The sequence below is a fragment of the Kocuria rosea genome, assembly GCF_006094695.1.
In the GTDB taxonomy this organism is placed as follows: Bacteria; Actinomycetota; Actinomycetes; order Actinomycetales; family Micrococcaceae; genus Kocuria; species Kocuria rosea.
In genome coordinates this window covers 1,640,232-1,660,812 of record NZ_CP035103.1, presented here as the reverse complement: position 1 = coordinate 1,660,812, position 20,581 = coordinate 1,640,232, and the positions used below count along the sequence as shown (strand labels likewise).

Here is a 20,581-nt window from a genome sequence, read left to right as displayed (position 1 = left end):
GGGCGGAGCCCGCTCAGTCGACGAGGCCTGCCCGGTGGGCGAAGACGACGGCCTGCACCCGGTCCCGGGAGCCCGTCTTGGCGAGGATGTTGGACACGTGCGTCTTGACGGTGGCGGACCCGAGGAACAGCCGCTGGGCGATCTCCGCGTTGGACAGCCCGTCCGAGACCAGCAGCAGCACCTCGTGCTCCCGCTCGGTGAGGGACTCGACGACCCGGCGCCGGGCGGGGTCGGACGGCGGGGGGTCGGCCGGCGCGGGAACGGCCTCGGGGGCGGGGGCCGGGGCGTCCGCGGTCAGGGCCCGGATGACGCGCAGCGTGGCCTCGGGGGCGAGCAGCGCGTGGCCTCCGGCCACGGCGCGCACGGCCTCCACGAGGTCGTCCGGGTCGGCGTTCTTCAGCAGGAACCCGCTGGCCCCGGCGGCGAGCGCGTCGAAGAGGTAGTCCTCGCGGTCGAACGTGGTGACGATCACGACCTTCGCGCACCCGGTCCCGACGATCCGGCGGGTGGCCTCGATGCCGTCCATGACCGGCATCTGCACGTCGAGCAGGGCCACGTCCACGGCCCCGCCGCGGGCGGCGGCGACGGCCTGCGCGCCGTCGGAGGCCTGGGCCACGACCTCGATGTCGTCCTCCACGGACAGGACCATGGCGAAGCCGGAGCGCACGAGGGCGTGGTCGTCGGCGAGCAGGACACGGATCATGCCTCCGATCCTCGCAGAATCCCGTCCGAGGCGCCGGAGGCGGCGTCGGCGGCCGCGTCCGGGGCGTCTTCCCCGGTGCCGCCGGGGGGCAGGGGGCAGCGGGTGCGGACCCGCCAGCCGGGCCGGCCGGAGCGCGGCCCGATCTCCGCCTCGCCGCCGTGCAGGCGGACGCGCTCGCGCAGCCCCTGGAGGCCGAACCCGGTGCCGGCGGTGCCGCGGCGGGGCGAGCCGTCGTCGAGGACCTCGAGCTCGAACCACGGCTGCCCCTCCGGGCCGCGGCCGGTGCGCAGGGTGACGGACGCGGTGCCGGCCGTGGAGTGGCGGATCACGTTGGACAGGGACTCCTGGGCGCACCGGAAGACGGACAGGCCGAGGGCCGGCGGGATCCTGTCCAGGTCACCCGGGACGGCCTCGACGGTGCGGACGTCCACCGCGAGCCCGTTGTCCGCGTGCCGGCGGGCGAGGGCTGCGATGTCGGCGAGGCCGGGGTCCGGCCGGCGCGCGGCGTCGGGGGCGCCTCCGCCGGGGCCCGGGGCGCCCTCCTCGCCCTCGGCGCGGAGCACGCCGAGCAGCTGGCGCATCTCCCCCACGGCGGTCCGGCTGGACGCCTCGATCGTGCGCAGGGCGGTGGTGGCGGCGGCGGGGTCACGGTCCAGGACCTTGCGCGCCGCCCCCGCCTGGATGCCGATGACGGACACGTGGTGGGCGACGACGTCGTGCAGCTCCCTGGCGATGCGCAGCCGTTCGTCGACGACGGCGCGGCGGGCGATCTCGGCGGACTGGTCCCGGATCCGCTGCGCCTGGGCCGCGAGGCGGTGCTGCTGCAGCGCGGCCCGCCAGGACGCGCGCCCGGCCAGCACCGCCCCCCCGAAGTACACGGCGTTCACGATCAGGGTGTACACCGCGTAGGACGGCAGCTGGGGCAGCGGCCCGTCGACCTCGCCCAGACCGGAGAGGAAGTCCGCGTAGGCGTTGGTGATGGTGAAGGCGCCGAGCAGCCACAGCCCCATGGTGCCCACGACCACCGACATGGCGACCCACAGGGCCTGGCGGTCGCGCGACCAGGCGACGGCGGCGTAGAGGGCCGCGAAGTAGGCGCCCTGGAAGGGCAGCGTCATGGCGGCCGTGGGGCTCGCGTAGGTCAGCCCCAGGAACAGCGCGGAGGACGCGACCACGACCGGCAGCGGGTAGCGGCGGCGCACGGCGAGGGGCACCACGATGAGCACGGTGCTGAGGTAGAAGCGCCAGGGCTCGTCCCCCTCGGCGAGCCCCGCGTAGCTGTGCAGCAGCACGGAGGCGAGGAGGGTGACGAGCAGGAAGCCCAGGGCGGCCAGCACGTCGTTGCGCCGCTGGGCCGCCGTGGGCGCGGGCCGGGACCAGAACGGGTCCTCGGGGTCGTTCAGCCAGGCGGTGACGCGCACCGCGAGCGGAGCGCGCCGGACGGGGGCCGGGTCCGGTCCCGCGTCCGGGTCGGTGTCCGGGTCGGTGGTGGGTCGGGTGTGCACGCCCCCACGGTAGCCCGCGGCGGCGACGCGGGACTTCCGCCCCGCGGGGGATCCTGCGGGGGCGCTCTCAGCCGCGGTGCAGGCCGAAGAAGCGGCGCAGGCGTGCTCGCGAGCCGGGGGCTGCGGAGGGCTCGGAGAGCTGGGCGGCGGGCCCGGGGGCCGCGGGCCGCTCCTCGTTCCGCCGGCGGCGCGCGCCGCGCAGGGCGGCGTAGTAGGCGCTCTCCGCGGCGGCGTCCGCGAGTAGCGCCGCGGAGAGGGTGCCGAGCACGCGCGCCCCGGCCCCGCCGCGCCGGGCCGCGCCGGCGAGCCCCACCCCGAGGGCCGTCTCGGTGCCGGCGACGGCCAGCAGCAGCTCCGGGCGGCGGACGAGGGCCCGCTGGTACCGCGCGAACAGCCCGTCGCCGGTGGGCTCGGTGGTCATCCCCCGCAGCAGGGCCGAGCCCACGCCCGTGGGCTCGTAGTGCTCGGCGCCCTCGGTGGCCGTGAGCTCCCGGTGGCCCTCGACGACCTTGGCGGCGAGCACGGGCAGGCCCAGCAGCTGCAGGACGGACTCCAGGACCAGGTCGGTGGACTCCCCCAGCACGTAGTTGCGCAGCCGGTTGGTCTCGGCCGGGTCCAGGTCGAAGACGGAGGCCACGGACTCGATCTGCAGGTCCGAGGTGCCGCCGGAGCACAGCCGGACGAGGTCGCGCTCGAACCGGGCGGCCGGCGTCTGCTCGGCCTCGACGGACACGCCGCCCGCGGGGAGCCAGTCGGGGCCCCACTCGAGGGCGCACACGGCGTCGGCCGCCTCGAGGTCGGTGACGGACGCCGGGTCCTCCCCCGCGAGCAGGACCTCGAAGGAGCGGGTGGCCCCGTCCGAGGACAGCGCCACGGCGGTCTCGGCGAGACCGGTGCGCACGGCCCAGAAGTCGACCTCGGCGTCGAAGACCACCACGGACCAGCCGTGCCGGGACACGGCGGTGAAGCCGGTGCCGGACAGGGCCGCCAGCACGGGCAGCTCGGGGGCGTCCAGGTGCACGAGCAGCACCCGGCGAAGCCCCGGGTGCTCGGGCTGGAGCTGCTGGCCGGTCATCCGCACGAAGGTCTCGGAGAGCTCGTCGAGGGTGCAGCCGGGCTGCACGGAGCCGTCCTCGGCCCCCTGCGCCAGCCGGCCCTCGGCGTCGGCGAGGAACATCAGCTGCGTGGCCCGGGGGCCCTCGGCGTAGGCGCTGATCAGGCGGTGGTGGGCGATGACCTTGCGCATCCCCTCGCAGGTGGGGCGCGGCCCGGGTCCTTCGGACGCGGTGTCCTCCGTCGCGCACAGCACCGTGGCCGGGACCAGGTCCCACGCGGAGGTGGGGGATGCGATGTCGTCGGCGGGGAGTGAGGTCATGGCGTCCATGCTACGCCGTCGCCGGGGCCGGGCCGGGGGTCCGGGGCGTGCGCCCGGTGGCCCCGGGGCGCTCAGCGGGGCCCGTCGACGAGCTCGGCCGTGGTGCCGTCCTCGAGGGCGGCCAGGCCCGCCCGCAGGCGTCGGGCCAGTCCGGGCCGCAGGTACCGGTCCAGGTCCTCCGGCGCCGTCCAGCAGTGGCTGAGCAGCTCCTCCTCCTGGATCGTGATGGGCGTGTCGGCGCCGATGACGCCGCCGTCGTAGACGAAGGAGACCGAGTCCCCCCACAGGCCCATCGCCACGCCGTGGTGGACGACGAGCAGCCGGCCCTCGGGCAGGTGCAGGCCGACCTCCTCGACGACCTCGCGGAAGCACCCGGTGCGGGGGTCCTCCCCCGCCTCGACGGTGCCTCCGGGCACGGTCCAGTCGGACTTGTAGTTGGGCTCCACGAGGAGCACGCGGCCCTCGGGGTCCCGGATGAGGGCCTCCGCGGCGAGGCGGCGGGTGGGCAGCGAGTCGACGAACTGCTTCAGCTCGGTCTCGGACAGGTAGGAGCTCACGGCGCGATCACTGCCCCAGGAACTTCTCGAAGCCCTTGGGCAGGTTCAGGTCCGCGGGGTCCGGCTGCCCCGGTGCCGCGCCGAACGCCGATCCGGCGGGTGCCTTCTGCTTGCGCTGCTGCTCGAGGGCCGCGTTCTCCTGCGCCCGCTTGGCGGGGTTGCCGGAGCGGGACCCGCCCTTCTTCGCGGCGCCCTTGCCCTTGCCCTTCTTCGGGCCGCCGCCCGCACCGGGCATGCCGGGGATGCCGGCGGGCATGCCGGGCACGCCCTTGCCCTGGGCCAGGCGCTTCATCATCTTCTGCGCCTGGGCGAAGCGCTCCATGAGCTGGTTCACCTCGGAGACGGTGACGCCCGAGCCCTTCGCGATGCGGGCGCGGCGTGAGCCGTTGATGATCTTGGGCGCGACCCGCTCGTGCGGGGTCATGGACCGGACGATGGCCTCGACGCGGTCGATCTCGCGCTCGTCGAAGTTCTCGAGCTGCTCGCGCATGCCGGCGGCGCCCGGCATCATCATGAGCATCTTCTTCATCGACCCCATCTTGCGCAGCTGCTGCATCTGCGCGAGGAAGTCCTCGAAGGTGAAGTCCTCCTGGTCGGTGAACTTCCGGGCCATCTTCTCGGCCTCGTCGCGGTCCCACTGCTTCTCGGCCTGCTCGATCAGCGTGAGGACGTCGCCCATGTCGAGGATGCGGGACGCCATGCGGTCCGGGTGGAACTGCTCGAAGTCGTCGACGTTCTCCCCGGTGGAGGCGAACATGATGGGCTTGCCGGTCACGGAGGCCACGGACAGCGCGGCGCCGCCGCGGGCGTCGCCGTCGAGCTTGGACAGGACCACGCCGGTGAAGTCGACGCCCTCGTTGAAGGCCTGGGCCGTGTTCACGGCGTCCTGGCCGATCATGGCGTCGATGACGAAGAGCACCTCGTCGGGCCGGACGGCGTCGCGGATGTCGCGGGCCTGGTCCATGAGGGCCTCGTCGATGCCCAGGCGGCCGGCGGTGTCCACGATGACCACGTCGTGCAGCCGCGCGCGGGCCTGGGCCACGCCGTCCCGGGCGACCTGCACGGGGTCGCCCGTGGGGTCGTCGAACTCCGAGGTGGTGCCCGGGTGCGGGGCGAAGACCGGCACGCCGGCGCGCTCGCCCACGACCTTGAGCTGGGTGACCGCGTTGGGCCGCTGGAGGTCGGAGGCCACGAGCAGGGGGCGGTGGCCCTGGCCCTTGAGCCACTTGCCGAGCTTGCCGGCCAGGGTGGTCTTGCCGGCGCCCTGGAGGCCGGCGAGCATGATGATCGTGGGCCCGGTCTTGGCCATCCGGATCCGGCGGGTCTGGCCTCCGAGGATGTTCTGCAGCTCCTCGTTGACGATCTTCACGACCTGCTGGCCGGGGTTCAGCGCCTCGGAGACCTCGAGCCCGAGGGCGCGCTCCTTGACCGCGGCGGTGAACTCCCGCACGACCGGCACGGCGACGTCGGCGTCGAGCAGGGCGCGGCGGATCTCCCGCACGGTGGCGTCGACGTCCGCCTCGGTCAGGCGTCCCTTGCCTTTGAGGTTCTTGAAGGTGGCGGTCAACCGGTCGGACAGTGAATTGAACACGGGTCGAAAGCTGCTTTCGTCGAGGGAGGCGGCCGGTGCCCCGCGGTCTGCGCCGCGGGCCGCGGCCCGGCCCGGTGTGGCGGGTCAGTGTCCAAGGTTAGCAACTCCGGGCGGCGCGGGGCCCGCCCCGTCGCCGTGCGGGGACGACGACGGCCGGCCCCCTCCCGGTGGAGGGGGCCGGCCGTCGGGACGGGTGGGGTCAGAGCGCCGTCTCGTCGCGCTCGCCGGTGCGCACGCGCACGGCCTGGTGCACGTCGGTGACCCACACCTTCCCGTCACCGGCGCGGCCGGTGTTCGCGGAGGAGACGATGACGTCGACGATGTCCGTGGCCTGGTGGTTGTCCACGAGGATCTCGACCCGGACCTTCTCGAGCAGGTCCACCGTGTACTCCGCGCCGCGGTAGACCTCGGTGTGCCCGCGCTGCTGCCCGTAGCCGTGCACGTTCTGGACCGTCATGCCCTGGACGCCGTAGGACTCGAGGGCGGACTTGATGTCCTTGAACTTCTCGGGGCGCACGATCGCGGTGACGAGTTTCATGGAAGGGATGCCTTTCGTGAGGAGGGAATGCGCCGGCGGTCGCCGCACGGCTCAGCTGTGCACCGGCTCGGAGCGACCGGGCTCGAAGGACGAGGCGTCCTCGCCCGCGGCGTGCCGGCCGGGGCTGAAGGAGCCCGTGGCGTCCCCGGCCAGGGCGTAGCCGGACTCGGCGTGCTGGGTGATGTCGATGCCGTCGATCTCGTCCCGCTCCGTGATCCGGAAGCCGATGGTCTTGTCGATCGCGATGGCGATGACGAAGGTGAGCACGGCGCAGTACAGGACAGAGACCAGCACCGCGACGACCTGGGTGAGCAGCAGGCCGAAGCCGCCGCCGTAGAACAGGCCCGCGGTGCCCTCGGAGGGCAGCGCCACGAAGCCCAGGGCCACGGTGCCGACGATGCCGGAGACGAGGTGCACGCCGATGACGTCCAGGGAGTCGTCCATGCGCAGCCGGTACTTCAGGCCCACGGCGAGGGCGGAGCAGATGCCGGCCACGAAGCCGATCACGATCGCCCAGACCGGGGAGACGTTGGCGCAGGCCGGAGTGATGGCCACGAGCCCGGCCACGGCGCCGGAGGCGGCGCCCAGGGAGGTGGCGTGCTTGTCGCGGATGCGCTCGGTGAGCAGCCAGCCCAGCATGGCCGCGGAGGGGGCCACGAGGGTGTTGATCCAGATGAGGCCGGCCTGCTCGGCGGTGCCCGCGGCACCGGCGTTGAAGCCGAACCAGCCGAACCACAGGATCGCGGCGCCGAGCATCACGAGCGGCAGGTTGTGGGGGCGCTGGCTCGGGTCCTTGCCGAAGCCCTGGCGGGCGCCGACGATCATGATGAGGATCAGCGCGGCCACGCCGGCGTTGATGTGCACCACGAGGCCGCCGGCGAAGTCGATGGCCTCGCCGATCGCGGAGCCCACGGCGCCGTCCTCGGTGAGCAGCCCGCCGCCCCAGACCATGTAGGCCAGGGGGGCGTAGACGAGCGTGGCCCAGACGGGCACGAACACGGCCCAGGCGCCGAAGCGGGCCCGGTCGGCGATCGCCCCGGAGATCAGGGCGACGGTGATGATGGCGAAGGTCCCGCCGTAGGCGGCGCCGAGGAGGTCCTCGGTGCCCATGATGTCGGCCAGGGCGAAGGACGGCACGGGGCTGCCCGTGAGTCCGCCCAGCAGCGGATCCCCGCCGCTCATGGAGTAGCCCCACAGGACCCACACCACGGAGACGAACGCGATGGAGATGAAGCTCATCATCATCATGTTCAGGACGCCCTTGGCGCGGGTCATCCCTCCGTAGAACAGGGCCAGTCCGGGGGTCATGAAGAAGACCAGGGCTGCCGCCACGATCGTCCACACGTGTCCAGCGGTGATTTCCACGATGTGCACCTCTCTCTGAAGCTTGTCAGGTCACCGGTGCCACTGGCCCGTTCCCCGAGGGGCCGTCCGGTGCTCACCGTTCACTGTCGAGTCTCCGAGAGAGATGTTTCGCCTGCCGCCGCGCGGGGTTGCGGACATGTTTCACGCCCGCCGCCATGGTTACGAGCACGTGAACTGCGGCGGGCGTGTGGGGGAAAAGGGGGACGGATCAGTCGAGCAGGGCGTCCACGAAGCTCTCGGGCTCGAAGGGCGCGAGGTCGTCGGGTCCCTCGCCGAGGCCGATGAGCTTGACCGGCACCCCGAGGCTCTTCTGGATGGCGACCACGATGCCGCCCTTGGCGGTGCCGTCCAGCTTGGTGAGGACGATGCCGGTGACGTCGACCACCTCGGCGAAGACCCGCGCCTGGGTCATGCCGTTCTGCCCGGTGGTCGCGTCGATGACGAGCAGCACCTCGTCGACCGCGGCGGCCTTCTCCACGACCCGCTTGATCTTCCCGAGCTGGTCCATCAGCCCCGCCTTGTTCTGGAGCCGGCCGGCGGTGTCGATCATCACGACGTCCACCTCGTGCTCGATGCCGGCGGTCACGGCGTCGTAGGCCACCGAGGCGGGGTCGGCGCCCTCGACGTGCGAGCGCACGGTGGGCACGCCCACGCGGGCGCCCCAGGTGGAGAGCTGGTCGGCGGCCGCGGCGCGGAAGGTGTCCGCGGCGCCGAGCACCACGTCCTTCTCCTCGGCGACGAGCACGCGCGCGAGCTTGCCCACGGTGGTGGTCTTGCCCACGCCGTTGACGCCCACCACGAGGACGACGGCGGGGACCGGCCCCTTGCGCTCCACGGCCAGGGACCGGTCCATCGACGGGTCGACCAGCGCGAGGAGCTCGTCCCGGAGCATGGCCTTCACGTGGGCGGGGTCGTTGGTGCCCTCGACCTTGACCCGGCGCTGGAGGGCCTCGACGAGGGCCATGGACGAGTCGGTGCCGAGGTCGGCGAGCAGCAGCGTCTCCTCGATCTCGTCCCACACGTCCTGGTCGATGCGGTCGCGCGAGAGCAGGGCCAGCAGGCCCTTGCCGAAGACGTTGTTGGACCTGGCCAGCCGCCCGCGCAGCCGCGCCATCCGGGACGCGGCGGACTCGGGGCGGTCGAGGGCCGGCCGGGTGTCGGCGGGCGGGACCGGAGCGGTGCCGGGCTCCAGGTCCCCGGGGGCCGCGACGGGGCCGCCCTCGAGGTCGTCGGGGTCCCGGGTGGAGGGGTAGCCGCCGCGGGGCGCCTTGGGCCCCCGCAGCAGGACCAGCCCGAGCAGACCGAGGACCACGACGGCGATGAGCACGTATGCGAGAACGGGTATCGAATCCACGTCGCCCAGCTTCTCACACCGCCCGGTCCCCGGGCCGGGGGTCGCGGGGCCGGGCCGCCGCCCGGGGTCCTAGACTCGACGGGTGCCTGTCCAGCCCGCCGCCGCCGCGCCCGAACGCGACCGCGTTCCCCAGCAGATCACGGTGCTCATCGCCGCCGCCTTCGTCATCGCGATCGGCTACGGCATCGTGGCCCCGGTGCTCCCCCAGTTCGCCACGACCTTCGGGGTGGGGGTGGCCGCGGCCTCGGCCGTGGTCAGCGTCTTCGCCGTGGCCCGCCTCCTCTTCGCGCCGGCGGGCGGGCGGATCCTGAACCGAATCGGCGAGCGCCCGACCTATGTGACCGGCGTGCTCATCGTCGCGCTGTCCTCCGCGGCCACCGCCTTCGCCCAGACCTACTGGCAGCTGCTGCTGTTCCGGGGCCTCGGCGGGATCGGCTCGGTGATGTTCACGATCTCGGCGATGGGGCTGATCGTGCGGCTGGCGCCGCCGCGGATGCGCGGGCGCGTCTCGGGCTACTACGCCTCTGCGTTCCTGGTGGGCGGGGTGCTCGGCCCCGTGGTCGGCGGCCTGCTCGCCGGCTTCGGCATGCAGGCGCCGTTCCTGATCTACGCGGTGTCGCTCCTGGTGGCCGTGGCCGTGGTGCACTTCCGGCTCAAGGACGAGGTGCTCGGCGCCGGCGCGGACCGCCGGAACCAGCCGGTGATGACCGTGGCCGAGGCGCGCCGGGTGGGGGCCTACCGCTCCGCCCTGGTCTCCAGCTTCGCCAACGGGTGGACCGCCCACGGGATCCGGGTGGCACTCGTGCCGCTGTTCGCGGTGGCCGTGCTGGGGGCCGGCCCGGCCGTGGCCGGCCTGGCCCTGGCGGTCTACGCCGCGGGCAACGCGATGACCCTCCCGGTCACCGGCCGGCTCACGGACCGGTTCGGGCGCAGGCCGCTCGTGCTCTCGGGCCTGGTGCTCAACGGGGTCGCGACCATGGGGCTGGGCCTGGTCCAGGACGTCCCGTGGTTCGTGGTCCTCTCGCTCGTGGCCGGGATGGGCTCCGGGACCCTGAACCCGGGCCAGCAGGCGACCGTGGCCGACGTCATCGGACCGGACCGGGCCGGCGGACCGGTGCTGGCCCGGTTCCAGATGAGCGCCGACGCCGGGCAGATCCTCGGCCCCGTGGTGGCCGGTGCGCTGGCGGACGCCGCGGGCTTCGGCTGGGCCTTCGGGGTCTCCGGGGCGATCATGCTGCTGGCCGCCGGGGCGTGGCTGCCGGTGCGGGACACGATGGAGCGGCCCGAGACCCCGCCCGTGCGCGGCGCCGGGCAGTAGCGCCCCGAGCACGAGCACGGCGGGCTCAGCGCAGCTCGGCGAGCCGCTGCCCGATCACGGTGGTCACGCCGTCCCCGCGCATCGCGACCCCGTAGAGGGCGTCGGCGATCTCCATGGTCCGCTTCTGGTGGGTGATGATGATCAGCTGCGAGGTCTCCTGCAGCTGGCGGAAGATGCTCAGCAGCCGACCGAGGTTGCGGTCGTCGAGGGCCGCCTCGACCTCGTCCATGACGTAGAAGGGCGAGGGGCGGGCCTTGAAGATCGCCACGAGCAGCGCGATCGCCGTCAGCGACCGCTCCCCGCCGGAGAGCAGGGACAGCCGCTTGATCTTCTTGCCGGCCGGGCGCGCCTCCACGTCGATCCCGGTGCTGAGCATGTCCGTGGGGTCGGTGAGGCGCAGCCGGCCCTCCCCGCCCGGGAACAGGGTGGCGAAGACGCCCTCGAACTCCCGGGCGGTGTCGGCGTAGGCCTCCGCGAAGACGCGCTCCACGTGCTCGTCGACGTCGCGGATGATGCTGCGCAGGTCCTGCCGGGAGCGCTTGAGGTCCTCGAGCTGCTCGGCCAGGAAGCGGTGGCGCTCCTCGAGGGCGGCGAACTCCTCCAGCGCCAGCGGGTTCACCCGCCCCAGGGAGGCGAGCTCCTTCTCGGCCCGGCGCAGCCGCGCCTCCTGCTGGGCGCGCACGTAGGGGGCGCCTCCCGCGGCCTCGGCCGGGTCGCCGGACGCGACGCCGAACAGGGCGTCCTGGCCGTCCTCGGCCGCCGCCGGCGCGTCGTCCTGCGGCGCCCCGGGGGCGCGGTCGGAGCCGGCGCCGGCGCCGGGGTCGAGGTCGGGGTCGGGGATCAGCAGGTGCGGTCCGTAGTGCTCCACGAGCGCGTCCGGGGTGAGCCCCAGCTCCTCGAGGGAGCGGTCCTCCAGGGCCTGGATCCGGGCGCGCTGCTGGGTGCGGGCCAGCTCGTCCCGGTGCACGGAGTCGGTGAGCCCGGCGAGCCGCGCGGCGAGCCGGTCGTTGGCGGCGCGCAGGTCCGTCAGCTCCGCGTCCAGCCCGGCGCGGACGGCCTCGGCCCGGTCCCGCTCCGCGGCGGCGACCGCCGCGGACGCCGCCACGAGCTCGAGCAGCTGCTCGGCGCCGGCGAGCACCGCCTCGGCGTTGCGGGCCTGGATCCGGCGGCGCCGGGCCCGCCGCTCCGCCTCCTCCCGCGCCCGGCGCTCGGCGGCGGCGGCCCGCTCCTGGGACGCGGCCCGGTTGCCGAGGGCCCGGGCCTGCTCCTCGAGGGAGCGCAGGGCGAGCCGGGCCTCCGTCTCCGCGGTGCGGGCCGTCGTGGCGGCCCGGTGCAGCTCGTCGCGGCGGGCGGCGGCCTCGAGCTGGACGGTCTCGGTGTCCTCCTCGCCGTGCTCCTCGGCGGCCCCGAGCCGCTCGGCGGCCTCGCGCAGCCGCTCCTGCTCCCGGGCCAGGTGCTCCCGCGCGGCCGCGACCTGCTCGTCGTAGCGCCGGGTCTCCGCCTCGGCCGAGTCCAGCACGGCCCGGACCCGGGAGAGCTCGGACGCGGCCCGGTCCGCCGTGCGCTCGGCGGCGCGCAGCAGCCCCGCGGTCTCCTCGGCGGCCCGGCGGGCGGTGTCCCGCGCCGCGGCCGCCGCGCCGGAGGCGGCCCGCGCCCGGTCGAGGGCCGCGCCCAGCTCGGCCCGCTCCGCCTCGGCGGCCTCGGCCGCGGCGCGGGTCTCGAGCGTGCCGGCCGCCTCCGCGGCGCCGCCCCAGGCGCTGCTGCCCGTGAACACGTCGCCGCCCCGGGTGACGGCCGTCAGCTCGGGCCGGTCGGCCACGATCCGGGCGGCCGTGGCGGCGTCCTCCGTGAGCACGGTCGCGGCCAGCAGGGCCCGGACGGCGGCCGCTCCGCGCCGCGCGTCGTCGTCGCCCGGGCCGGCGCCCTCGCCGTCCCGCAGCACCGCGGCGGCGGGCCGGACCCCGGGACGGTCGGGGAGCGCCGGGGCGGGGCCGGACCGTTCCGGGGCGCCGGCGGCCACCAGCAGGTGCACCCGGCCCACGCCGTCGGCGCGCAGGGACTCGAAGACGGAGACGGCCGCGCCGTGGGAGCGCACGGCGAGGGCCTCGGCGAAGGGGCCCATGGCGGCGGTGACCGCCCGCTCCCAGCCGGGCTCGACGTCGACGAGGTCGACGACGGCGCCGAGCACGGCGTCGGCGTGCCCGTCGAGGACCGCCGCGGAGCCGTCGGGCTGGCGCAGGGCGGCGCGCAGGGTCTCGGCGCGGGCGCGCTGGGCGTCGTGGGCGCGCAGCAGCTCCTGGGCCGCGGCCTCGGCCTCCCGAGCGGCGGCGCGGGCGCCGGCGGCGGCCTCGGCGTCCTGCTCGTGGCGGGCGCGGGCCCGTTCGGCGGCGCCGGCCGCGTCCTGGGCCGCGAGCGCCAGGCTGTCCGCCTCGGCGCCGGCCTGCACCCGGCGCCGCCCGGCGTCCGCGTGGGTGGTGTGCAGGCGGGAGAGTTCGTTCTCGGCCGCCTCGACCCGGGAGCGGGCCGCCGCGACCGCGCCGGTGAGCCGGGCCGTGCCCTCCCGGCGGTCGGCGGCCGCCCGGAGCAGACCGGTGACCACGCCGTCCTGGTCGCGCGCCGCGGCCTCCGCGTCCTCGCGCTCCTGGATGGCCTCGGCGAGGGCGTCGACGGCGTCCTCGACCTGCTCGAGGAGCTGGTGCTGCTCCTCGCGGGTGCGGGCCGCCTGGGCGTCGAGCCGGTCCGGGTCCCGCCCCGGGTCCGCGGGCTCGGCCGCGGACCCGAGCAGCCGGCGCCGCTCGGCGGCGAGCGAGGCGAGGGACCGGTAGCGCTCCTGCACGGCGGTGAGCTGGTACCACGTGTCCCGCGCGGTGTTCAGGGCGGGGGTCGCCTCGGCGGCGCGCGCCTCGACGTCGGCCTGCCGGGCGCGGCCGGTGTCGAGGGCCTGCTCGGCCTCGGCGCGCTCGGCGCGCAGCCGGCGCTCGGCGTCCTCGTCGACGGCGAGGCTCGTGCGGGCCTGCACGAGGTCGTCGGCCAGCAGCCGGGCGCGGGCGTCGCGGACGTCGTGCTGGATCCGCTGGGCACGCCGGGCCGTCCTGGCCTGCCGTCCCAGCGGGGTGAGCTGGCGGCGGATCTCGGCGGTGAGGTCCTCGAGCCGGTCGAGGTTGGCCTGCATCGCCTCGAGCTTGCGCAGCGTCCGCTCCTTGCGGCGCCGGTGCTTGAGGACCCCGGACGCCTCCTCGACGAAGCCGCGGCGCTCCTCCGGGGTGGCGTGCAGGATGCGGTCGAGCTGGCCCTGGCCCACGATGACGTGCATCTCCCGGCCGAGCCCGGAGTCGGAGAGCAGCTCCTGGATGTCGAGCAGCCGGCACGGCCGGCCGTTGATCGCGTACTCGGAGCCCCCCGAGCGGAAGAGCGTGCGCGAGATCGTGACCTCGGAGTACTCGATGGGCAGGGCGCCGTCGGCGTTGTCGATGGTCAGCGACACGTGGGCCCGGCCGAGCGGGGCCCGGCCGGCGGTGCCGGCGAAGATGACGTCCTCCATCTTCCCGCCGCGCAGGGACTTCGCGCCCTGCTCCCCCATGACCCACGCCAGGGCGTCCACCACGTTGGACTTGCCCGAGCCGTTGGGGCCGACGACGGCGGTGACCCCGGGCTCGAACTCGAAGGTGGTGGCCGAGGCGAAGGACTTGAACCCCCGCACGGTCAGGGTCTTCAGGTGCACGGGTGTCCGGTCTCCTGGGGTGGGCGTGGCGGGCAGGGGGTCGCCACCACTGTACTCGCGCGCCCCGACGGCCCCGCGGCCGCCGGCCGGGCGCCGCGCACCGGAGGGAGCGCCGGCCCGCCCGGAGCGGGCGCGGGCGGAGACGAGGAGCGGGGACGAGGAGCGGAGAAGATGATCAGCCTACAGAGAAACGGCCGGGCCCCGGCCGGCGCCGCGGAACCGGCCGGTAGACTGACCGCGACCAGCACGACCTGCCCTCCCCGCGACCGCGCCCTCCGTGGGCGGGCCGGGGCGTCGGCGAGACCCTAACGAAAGCCAGAGACCTTGACCGGTAATTCCTCGATCCGTCACCGCAACGCCGCCCTCCTGGCCATCACCAAGGTCGAGGCGGACGAGGTGGTGCCCTCGTCCCACGCCGACGAGGTCCTGGCGGACACGTTCGCCCGGCTGAAGATGCCGAAGGGCCTGCTCGAGCGGCTCGCGGGCGTCAACGAGCGGCGCGTCTGGGCCCCCGGGCGCCACTTCACCGACGGCGCCGTGGAGGCGGGCGAGGCGGCCCTCGCCCGCGCGGGCGTGCGCCCGGACCAGGTGGGGCTCCTGATCAACGCCTCGGTGACCCGCGACGGCTACGAGCCCGCGGTCTCGGTGTCCGTGCACCACCGGCTCGGCCTGGCCCCCTCCGCCCTGAACTTCGACGTCACCAACGCGTGCCTGGGCTTCGTCAACGGGCTCACGATCGCGTCCACGATGATCGACGCGGGCGCGATCGACTACGCCGTCGTCGTCGCCGGCGAGGACCCGACCCCCTGGCACCGCGAGACGTACGAGCGGCTGCAGGGCCCGGACGTGACCCGGGCGGACGTGGTGCGCGAGTTCGCCACCCTGACCCTCGGCTGCGGCGCGGCCGCCGCCGTGGTCGGCCCCGCCGACCGGCACCCGGAGGGCCACCGCATCGCGGGGTCCGTGACCCGGTCCGCGACCGAGCACCACGGGCTGTGCATCGGGGGCTTCGACGGCATGTACACCGACGCCACGGGGCTGCTCAAGCACGGCGTGGGACTGCTCGCGGACGCGTGGCACGACGCGCACGAGGACGGCTGGGACTGGGCGGACATGGACCGCTACATCGGCCACCAGGTTTCCATGTCCCACACCAACAAGCTGTTCCAGGACGTCGGGATCGACCCGGAGAAGTTCCCCCTGACCTTCCCGTTCTGGGGCAACGTCGCGGCCGCCGCGCTGCCGATGACCCTCGCCCTGGAGGCCGAGCGGCTCCGGCCCGACGAGCGCGTGCTGCTGCTCGGCGTGGGCTCCGGGCTCAACGCGACCTACATGGAGATCGACTGGTGAACCGCCGGCGCTGACGCCGCGCCCGCCCGAGACACCCCGCACGAGACGCACCCTCGAGGAGCCCCACGACCATGGCACGCACACGACCGTCCACGACCCAGCAGCCCGGAGGGCCGGACGCGGCGCGGCTGCCCATGACGGAGGTCCCCCTGCCCGGGGTGGACCCGGCGTGGTCCCGCACGGTCACGGTGGCCTCGACGGCCCCCGTGGAGCCGGTCCCCGGCCGGCGGCGCCGCTGGCACGTCCTCGACAACGCGGCCTCCCTGGAGGCCGCCGGCCTCACCCCGCGGGGCACGGTCCTCGCCGTGCACGGCAACCCCACCTGGTCCTACCTGTGGCGCGACGTGCTGGCCGCCGGGACGGACCCCGCGAACCCCTGGCGGGTGATCGCCGTGGACCAGCTCGACATGGGGTTCTCCGAGCGGACCGGGCTCTTCCGCCGCCTCGACGACCGGGTCCGCGATCTGGGCGACCTCACGGCCGAGCTCGGCCTGGACGCGAGCGAGGCCCCCGTGGTGACCCTCGCCCACGACTGGGGCGGGCTCGTGTCCTCCGGCTGGGCCCTGGAGCACCAGGACGTCCACCGCGCCACGATCCTCACCAACACCGCCGTCCACCACGACAACGCCGAGCGGATCCCCGCCTCGCTGCGGCTGGCACTGGCCCCGGCCGCGCACGGGCTGCTCACCGAGCGGACCACGAGCTTCCTCGACGTGGCCCTGGCACTGGCGGAGCCGTCCCTGTCCCGCGAGGTGCGGGCGGCCTACCGGGCGCCCTACGCCACGCGCGCCCGGCGGGAGGCGATCCGCAACTTCGTGGCCGACATCCCAGCCGCCCCGGACCACCCCTCGCACGCCCGCTACGAGCAGATCGCCGCCGGCGTGGCCGCCCGCGAGGTCCCCGCCCTGCTGCTGTGGGGCATCGGCGACCCCGTGTTCCAGGAGCGCTACCTGCAGGACCTCGTGCGCCGCATGCCGCACGCCGACGTCCACCGCTACGAGGGAGCCCTGCACCTGCTGCCCGAGGACCGGGACGTCGCGACGCCGGTGATGGCCTGGCTCGCGGACCGCTTCGGCCCCGGCCCCCGCCGCCGCGAGCTGCACCTGCAGCGGCGCGCCGTCTCCCGCGGCGAGCACGTCCCCTTCCCCGCGGAGCTCGACGCGCGGCGGGCCGACCTCGGCCTCGCCGTCGTGGACATGGCCCCCGCCTCCGGGGACGCGGGCGCGGGGGCGCACGCGGCCCCGGTGCGGGCGAGCCTGAGCTGGGCGGAGCTCGCCGACCGCGTGGACCGCCTCGCCGCGGGGCTCACCGGCATCGGGGTGCGCCCCGGGGACCGCGTGAGCCTCATGGTGCCGCCGGGCTCCGACCTCACCGCGCTGCTCTACGCGTGCCTGCGCATCGGCGCCGTCGTCGTCGTGGCGGACTCCGGGCTCGGCCCCAAGGGCCTCACCCGGGCGCTGCGGGGGGCCGCCCCGGCCTGGCTCGTGGGCATCCGCAGGGCGCTCGTCGCCGGCCGGGCCCTCGGCTGGCCGGGCACCCGGATCTCGCTCGAGGCCCTCGACCCCGTGTCCCGCCGGGCCCTCGGCGTGGCGCACGACGTCCCCGCACTGCTGGACTCGGCACCGCGCGCCGACCTGCCCGCCCCGGACCCGGACGCGGACGCCGCGGTGCTGTTCACCTCCGGGTCCACGGGCCCTGCCAAGGGCGTCGTCTACACCCACCGCCAGCTCTCCGCCATGCGGGACGCCGTGCGCGGCACGTACGGGCTCGCCGCCGGCACGGGGCTCGTGGCGGGCTTCGCGCCCTTCGCGCTGCTGGGACCCGCCATGGGCACCACGTCCGTGACCCCGGACATGGACGTGACCGCGCCGAAGACCCTCACCGCCCGCGCCCTGGCCGACGCCGCCTCGGCCATCCAGGCCACGGCCGTGTTCCTCTCCCCCGCGGCGATCGCCAACGTCCTCGCGACCCGGCACGAGCTCGACGAGGGGCAGCGGCGGGCGCTCGAGCTCGTGGAGCTCGTGCTCTCGGCCGGGGCACCCCTCCCGGAGCCGCTCCTGGAGCAGCTGCAGGAACTCGTACCCGCGGCGACGCTGCACACCCCCTACGGGATGACCGAGGGGCTGCCCCTCACGGACGTGACCCTCGGGACCATCCGGCAGGCCGGCCTGGACAGCGCGGGATCCGCCGTGGCCGGCGCCGGCAACGGCGTGTGCGTGGGCACCGCCGTGCACGGCGCCGAGCTGGGGGTCACCGCCCTGGGCCCGGACGGCGTCCCCGACGACGGGATCACCACCGAGCCCGGGGTCACCGGCGAGATCGTCGCCCGCGCCCCGCACGTCAAGGACCGCTACGACAGGCTCTGGCACACGGAGCACCTCAGCACCCAGCTGCCCGGCTGGCACCGCACCGGGGACGTCGGGCACTTCGACGCCGCCGGGCGGCTGTGGGTCGAGGGCCGCCTCGCCCACGTCATCGTCTCCGCCGGCGGCGTGCTGACGCCGGTCGCCGCGGAGCACGCGGCCCGGACCGTGCCCGGCGTCGGCCGCACCGCCGTCGTCGGGGTCGGCCCGGCGGGCACGCAGGTGCCCGTGGCCGTCGTGGAGACCGTCCCGGCGGCCCCGCGCCCGGGCCCCGCCGACCCGCTGCTCTCCGGTGCCGTGCGCGCCGCCGTGCGCGAGGCCACGGGCCTGGACCTCGCGGCCGTGCTCGTGGTCCCCGAGCACCCCACCGACATCCGGCACAACTCCAAGATCGACCGAGCCCTGCTGGCCGGATGGGCGGAGCACGCCCTGGCCGGAGGAAGGATCAGGAACCCGTGAACGGCAAGCACCGCCAGGACGGCACGCACGACGACAAGGTCCCCGCCTACGACGCCTCCGTGACGGAGGGCGCCCCGCCGGCCGGCACCGGCAGCCACGAGGTGGAGCGCGGGCGGCAGGAGCTGTCCGGCGACGGGCGGACGGTGCTCGTCACCGGCGCCTCCGGGATGCTCGGGGAGCACGTGGCGCGGCTGCTCGCCGCCCGCCACTGGACGGTCCGGCTGCTCCAGCGCCGGCACGCGCCGCTGGCCGACCAGCCGAACGTCGAGGAGGTCCTGGGCTCGGTCACGGACCCGGACGCCGTGGCGCGGGCCATGGAGGGCGTCGACGACGTCGTGCACCTCGCCGCCAAGGTCTCCTTCGCCGGGGACTGGGACGAGTTCGTGCTGACCAACGTCACCGGCACCCGCGTGGTCCTGGAGACCGCGCGGCGGGCCGGCGTGGACAACGTGGTGTTCGTCTCCTCGCCGTCGGTCGCCCACACGGGCGACTCCATCGTGGGCGAGCCCGCCCGGGCGGCCGACCCCGTGCACGCCCGCGGCAACTACGCCCGGTCCAAGGCCGCGGCCGAGCTGCTCGCGCTCGAGGCCGACGGCCGTGGGATGCGCGTCACGGCCGTGCGCCCGCACATCGTGTGGGGCCCCGGGGACACCCAGCTCGTCGAGCGGATCGTCGACCGCGCCGCGAAGGGGCGGCTGCCGCTGCTGGACCACGGGGCGGCCCTGATCGACACCACCTACGTGGACAACGCGGCCGAGGCGGTCGTGCGGGCGCTGGAGCGGATCGAGTGGGCGCACGGGCGGGCGCTGGTGGTCACGAACGGCCAGCCCCGCACCGTGGGCGAGCTCGTGGCGGGTTTCTGCCGGGCGGCCGGCGTGGAGCCGCCCACGCGCAGGATCCCCGGCGTCCTGGCCCGCCTCGCGGGCACGGTCATCGAGAAGGTGTGGGCGGTCCGCCCGGGGACGGACGAGCCGCCGATGACGGCCTTCCTGGCCGAGCAGATGTCCACGGCCCACTGGTTCGAGCAGCAGAGCACCCGCGAGGTGCTCGACTGGACGCCGTCCGTGACGGTCGAGGAGGGCATGGCGCGGCTGGCCGAGTACTACCGGACCCACCCCCTGGGCGCCCACGACGCCCCGATGCCCGCCACCGGGTCCACCGCCGCCCGCTGATCCCCCGCCGCATCGGGCGGCGGGCCGGTCGACGGTCTGCGCGCGGCGCACCCCCGGGGCGGCCGCACGTGCGGTCGCCCCGGGGGTGCGCGGGGCCGGGGATCAGACCAGCGTGGCGGTGTCGATCACGAACCGGTAGCGCACGTCCGAGTTCTGCACCCGCTCGTAGGCCTCGTTGATCTGCTCGGCCGAGATGACCTCGATCTCGGCGCCCACCCCGTGCTCGGCGCAGAAGTCGAGCATCTCCTGGGTCTCCCCGATGCCGCCGATCATGGACCCGGCGAAGGTGCGGCGGTTGGCCAGCAGCGAGAACACGTTGACGTCCAGCGGCTCCGCCGGGGCGCCGACGTTGACCATGGCCCCGTTGACGTTCAGCAACGACAGGTGGGCGTCGAGGTCGATCTTCGCGCTGACCGTGTTGAGGACCAGGTCGAAGGTCCCGGCCAGCTCCTCGAACGTCTGCGGGTCGCTCGTGGCGTAGTAGGCGTCGGCGCCCAGGGCCAGCCCGGCCTCCTTCTTGCGCAGCGACTGGGAGAGCACCGTGACCTCCGCGCCCATGGCGTGGGCGATCTTCACGCCCAGGTGCCCCAGCCCGCCCAGACCCACGACGGCGACCTTCTTGCCGGGGCCGGCCTTCCAGTGGTTCAGCGGGGAGAAGGTGGTGATGCCGGCGCACAGCAGGGGCGCGGCGACGTCGAGCTCGATGCCCTCCGGGATGCGCAGCACGAAGTCCTCGGTGACCACCACGTGGGTGGAGTACCCGCCCTGGGTGACGGTGCCGTCGCGGTCCTCGGCGCCGTAGGTCATCACGGCGCCGTCGAGGCAGTACTGCTCGTCGCCGGCCCGGCAGTTGGCGCACTCGCCGCAGGAGTTCACCATGCACCCGACCCCGACCCGGTCGCCGACCGCGTGGCGGGTGACGCCGGCGCCGACCTCGGTGACGATCCCGGCGATCTCGTGCCCGGGGGTCAGCGGGTACTGCTGGGGGCCCCAGTCCCCCTGGACGGTGTGCAGGTCGGAGTGGCAGATCCCGGCGTACTTGATCTCGATGAGGACGTCGTGGGCGCCGAGGTCCCGGCGCTCGAGAGTGGTCGGGACCAGCGGTGCGCCGGCGGACGGGGCGGCGTAGGCGTTGACGGTGCGCAAGAGGTGCTCCTCGGAGGGTGTGGGGACAGAAGGATGGGTCCAGAAGGACGGGTGCGGCGGAAGG

At 75.2% G+C, this 20,581-nt stretch carries 14 protein-coding genes; 4 read left to right on the top strand and 10 right to left on the bottom strand.

Features of this window, described 5'->3' with window-relative positions:
* Positions 1 to 13: 13 nt before the first annotated feature.
* The 8 genes from EQG70_RS07670 to ftsY all read right to left on the bottom strand — a co-directional run bounded on the left by EQG70_RS07670 (position 14) and on the right by ftsY (position 8,988).
* Complete coding sequence (locus EQG70_RS07670) at positions 14 to 703, bottom strand: response regulator (RefSeq protein WP_017833761.1); 690 nt, start codon at positions 701 to 703, stop codon at positions 14 to 16.
* Positions 700 to 2,208 carry a sensor histidine kinase gene (locus EQG70_RS07665; RefSeq protein ID WP_109267998.1) on the bottom strand — a complete coding sequence of 503 codons (1,509 nt, stop codon included), beginning with the start codon at positions 2,206 to 2,208 and terminating at the stop codon, positions 700 to 702. The genes EQG70_RS07670 and EQG70_RS07665 overlap by 4 nt, the downstream gene beginning before the upstream one ends.
* Before the next feature lie 67 nt (positions 2,209 to 2,275).
* The gene (locus tag EQG70_RS07660) at positions 2,276 to 3,583 is read right to left on the bottom strand and encodes a hypothetical protein (RefSeq protein WP_109244288.1); all 1,308 of its coding nucleotides are present in this window, start codon (positions 3,581 to 3,583) and stop codon (positions 2,276 to 2,278) included.
* A 71-nt stretch (positions 3,584 to 3,654) separates the two neighbouring features.
* On the bottom strand, positions 3,655 to 4,140 hold the full coding sequence (locus tag EQG70_RS07655) for an NUDIX domain-containing protein (RefSeq protein WP_109267999.1): 486 nt from the start codon (positions 4,138 to 4,140) through the stop codon (positions 3,655 to 3,657).
* A gap of 7 nt (positions 4,141 to 4,147) precedes the next feature.
* Positions 4,148 to 5,731, bottom strand: coding sequence for a signal recognition particle protein (ffh, locus tag EQG70_RS07650; RefSeq protein WP_017833765.1), 1,584 nt, complete (start codon positions 5,729 to 5,731; stop codon positions 4,148 to 4,150).
* Between the two features lie 199 nt (positions 5,732 to 5,930).
* Positions 5,931 to 6,269: a P-II family nitrogen regulator gene (locus tag EQG70_RS07645; RefSeq protein WP_017833766.1), complete on the bottom strand. Its 339-nt coding sequence runs from the start codon at positions 6,267 to 6,269 to the stop codon at positions 5,931 to 5,933.
* Between the two features lie 51 nt (positions 6,270 to 6,320).
* Positions 6,321 to 7,634 carry an ammonium transporter gene (locus EQG70_RS07640; RefSeq protein ID WP_081615781.1) on the bottom strand — a complete coding sequence of 438 codons (1,314 nt, stop codon included), beginning with the start codon at positions 7,632 to 7,634 and terminating at the stop codon, positions 6,321 to 6,323.
* A gap of 208 nt (positions 7,635 to 7,842) precedes the next feature.
* The gene (gene ftsY / locus EQG70_RS07635) at positions 7,843 to 8,988 is read right to left on the bottom strand and encodes a signal recognition particle-docking protein FtsY (RefSeq protein WP_031283150.1); all 1,146 of its coding nucleotides are present in this window, start codon (positions 8,986 to 8,988) and stop codon (positions 7,843 to 7,845) included.
* 82 nt (positions 8,989 to 9,070) lie between these two features.
* Here ftsY and EQG70_RS07630 point away from each other — a divergent pair, with 82 nt between their 5' ends.
* A complete protein-coding gene (locus EQG70_RS07630; protein ID WP_017833769.1) occupies positions 9,071 to 10,306 on the top strand; it encodes an MFS transporter in 1,236 nt (411 codons plus the stop codon).
* Between the two features lie 25 nt (positions 10,307 to 10,331).
* On the opposite strand, the gene smc is transcribed toward EQG70_RS07630, so the two are convergent.
* The gene (gene smc, locus EQG70_RS07625; RefSeq protein WP_109268000.1) at positions 10,332 to 14,027 is read right to left on the bottom strand and encodes a chromosome segregation protein SMC; all 3,696 of its coding nucleotides are present in this window, start codon (positions 14,025 to 14,027) and stop codon (positions 10,332 to 10,334) included.
* 324 nt (positions 14,028 to 14,351) lie between these two features.
* On the opposite strand from smc, the gene EQG70_RS07620 reads away from it, so the two are divergent.
* The 3 genes from EQG70_RS07620 to EQG70_RS07610 all read left to right on the top strand — a co-directional run bounded on the left by EQG70_RS07620 (position 14,352) and on the right by EQG70_RS07610 (position 19,371).
* Positions 14,352 to 15,377: a 3-oxoacyl-ACP synthase III gene (locus tag EQG70_RS07620; RefSeq protein ID WP_035929796.1), complete on the top strand. Its 1,026-nt coding sequence runs from the start codon at positions 14,352 to 14,354 to the stop codon at positions 15,375 to 15,377.
* A 134-nt stretch (positions 15,378 to 15,511) separates the two neighbouring features.
* Positions 15,512 to 18,199, top strand: coding sequence for an alpha/beta fold hydrolase (locus EQG70_RS07615; RefSeq protein WP_109268001.1), 2,688 nt, complete (start codon positions 15,512 to 15,514; stop codon positions 18,197 to 18,199).
* Entirely contained in the window at positions 18,196 to 19,371 is a 1,176-nt protein-coding gene (locus EQG70_RS07610; protein ID WP_109268002.1) for an NAD-dependent epimerase/dehydratase family protein, read from the top strand. Before EQG70_RS07615 ends, EQG70_RS07610 begins: the two co-directional genes overlap by 4 nt.
* Before the next feature lie 102 nt (positions 19,372 to 19,473).
* On the opposite strand, the gene EQG70_RS07605 is transcribed toward EQG70_RS07610, so the two are convergent.
* A complete protein-coding gene (locus EQG70_RS07605; protein ID WP_017833171.1) occupies positions 19,474 to 20,517 on the bottom strand; it encodes an NAD(P)-dependent alcohol dehydrogenase in 1,044 nt (347 codons plus the stop codon).
* Positions 20,518 to 20,581: the final 64 nt, after the last annotated feature.

What these genes read in the sequence shown, in the direction of transcription:
- EQG70_RS07670 (WP_017833761.1), bottom strand. Translation starts at nt 703, where the DNA reads ATGATCCGTGTCCTGCTCGCCGACGACCACGCCCTCGTGCGCTCCGGC.
- EQG70_RS07660 (WP_109244288.1), bottom strand. Translation starts at nt 3,583, where the DNA reads ATGACCTCACTCCCCGCCGACGACATCGCATCCCCCACCTCCGCGTGG.
- EQG70_RS07645 (WP_017833766.1), bottom strand. Translation starts at nt 6,269, where the DNA reads ATGAAACTCGTCACCGCGATCGTGCGCCCCGAGAAGTTCAAGGACATC.
- EQG70_RS07615 (WP_109268001.1), top strand. Translation starts at nt 15,512, where the DNA reads ATGACGGAGGTCCCCCTGCCCGGGGTGGACCCGGCGTGGTCCCGCACG.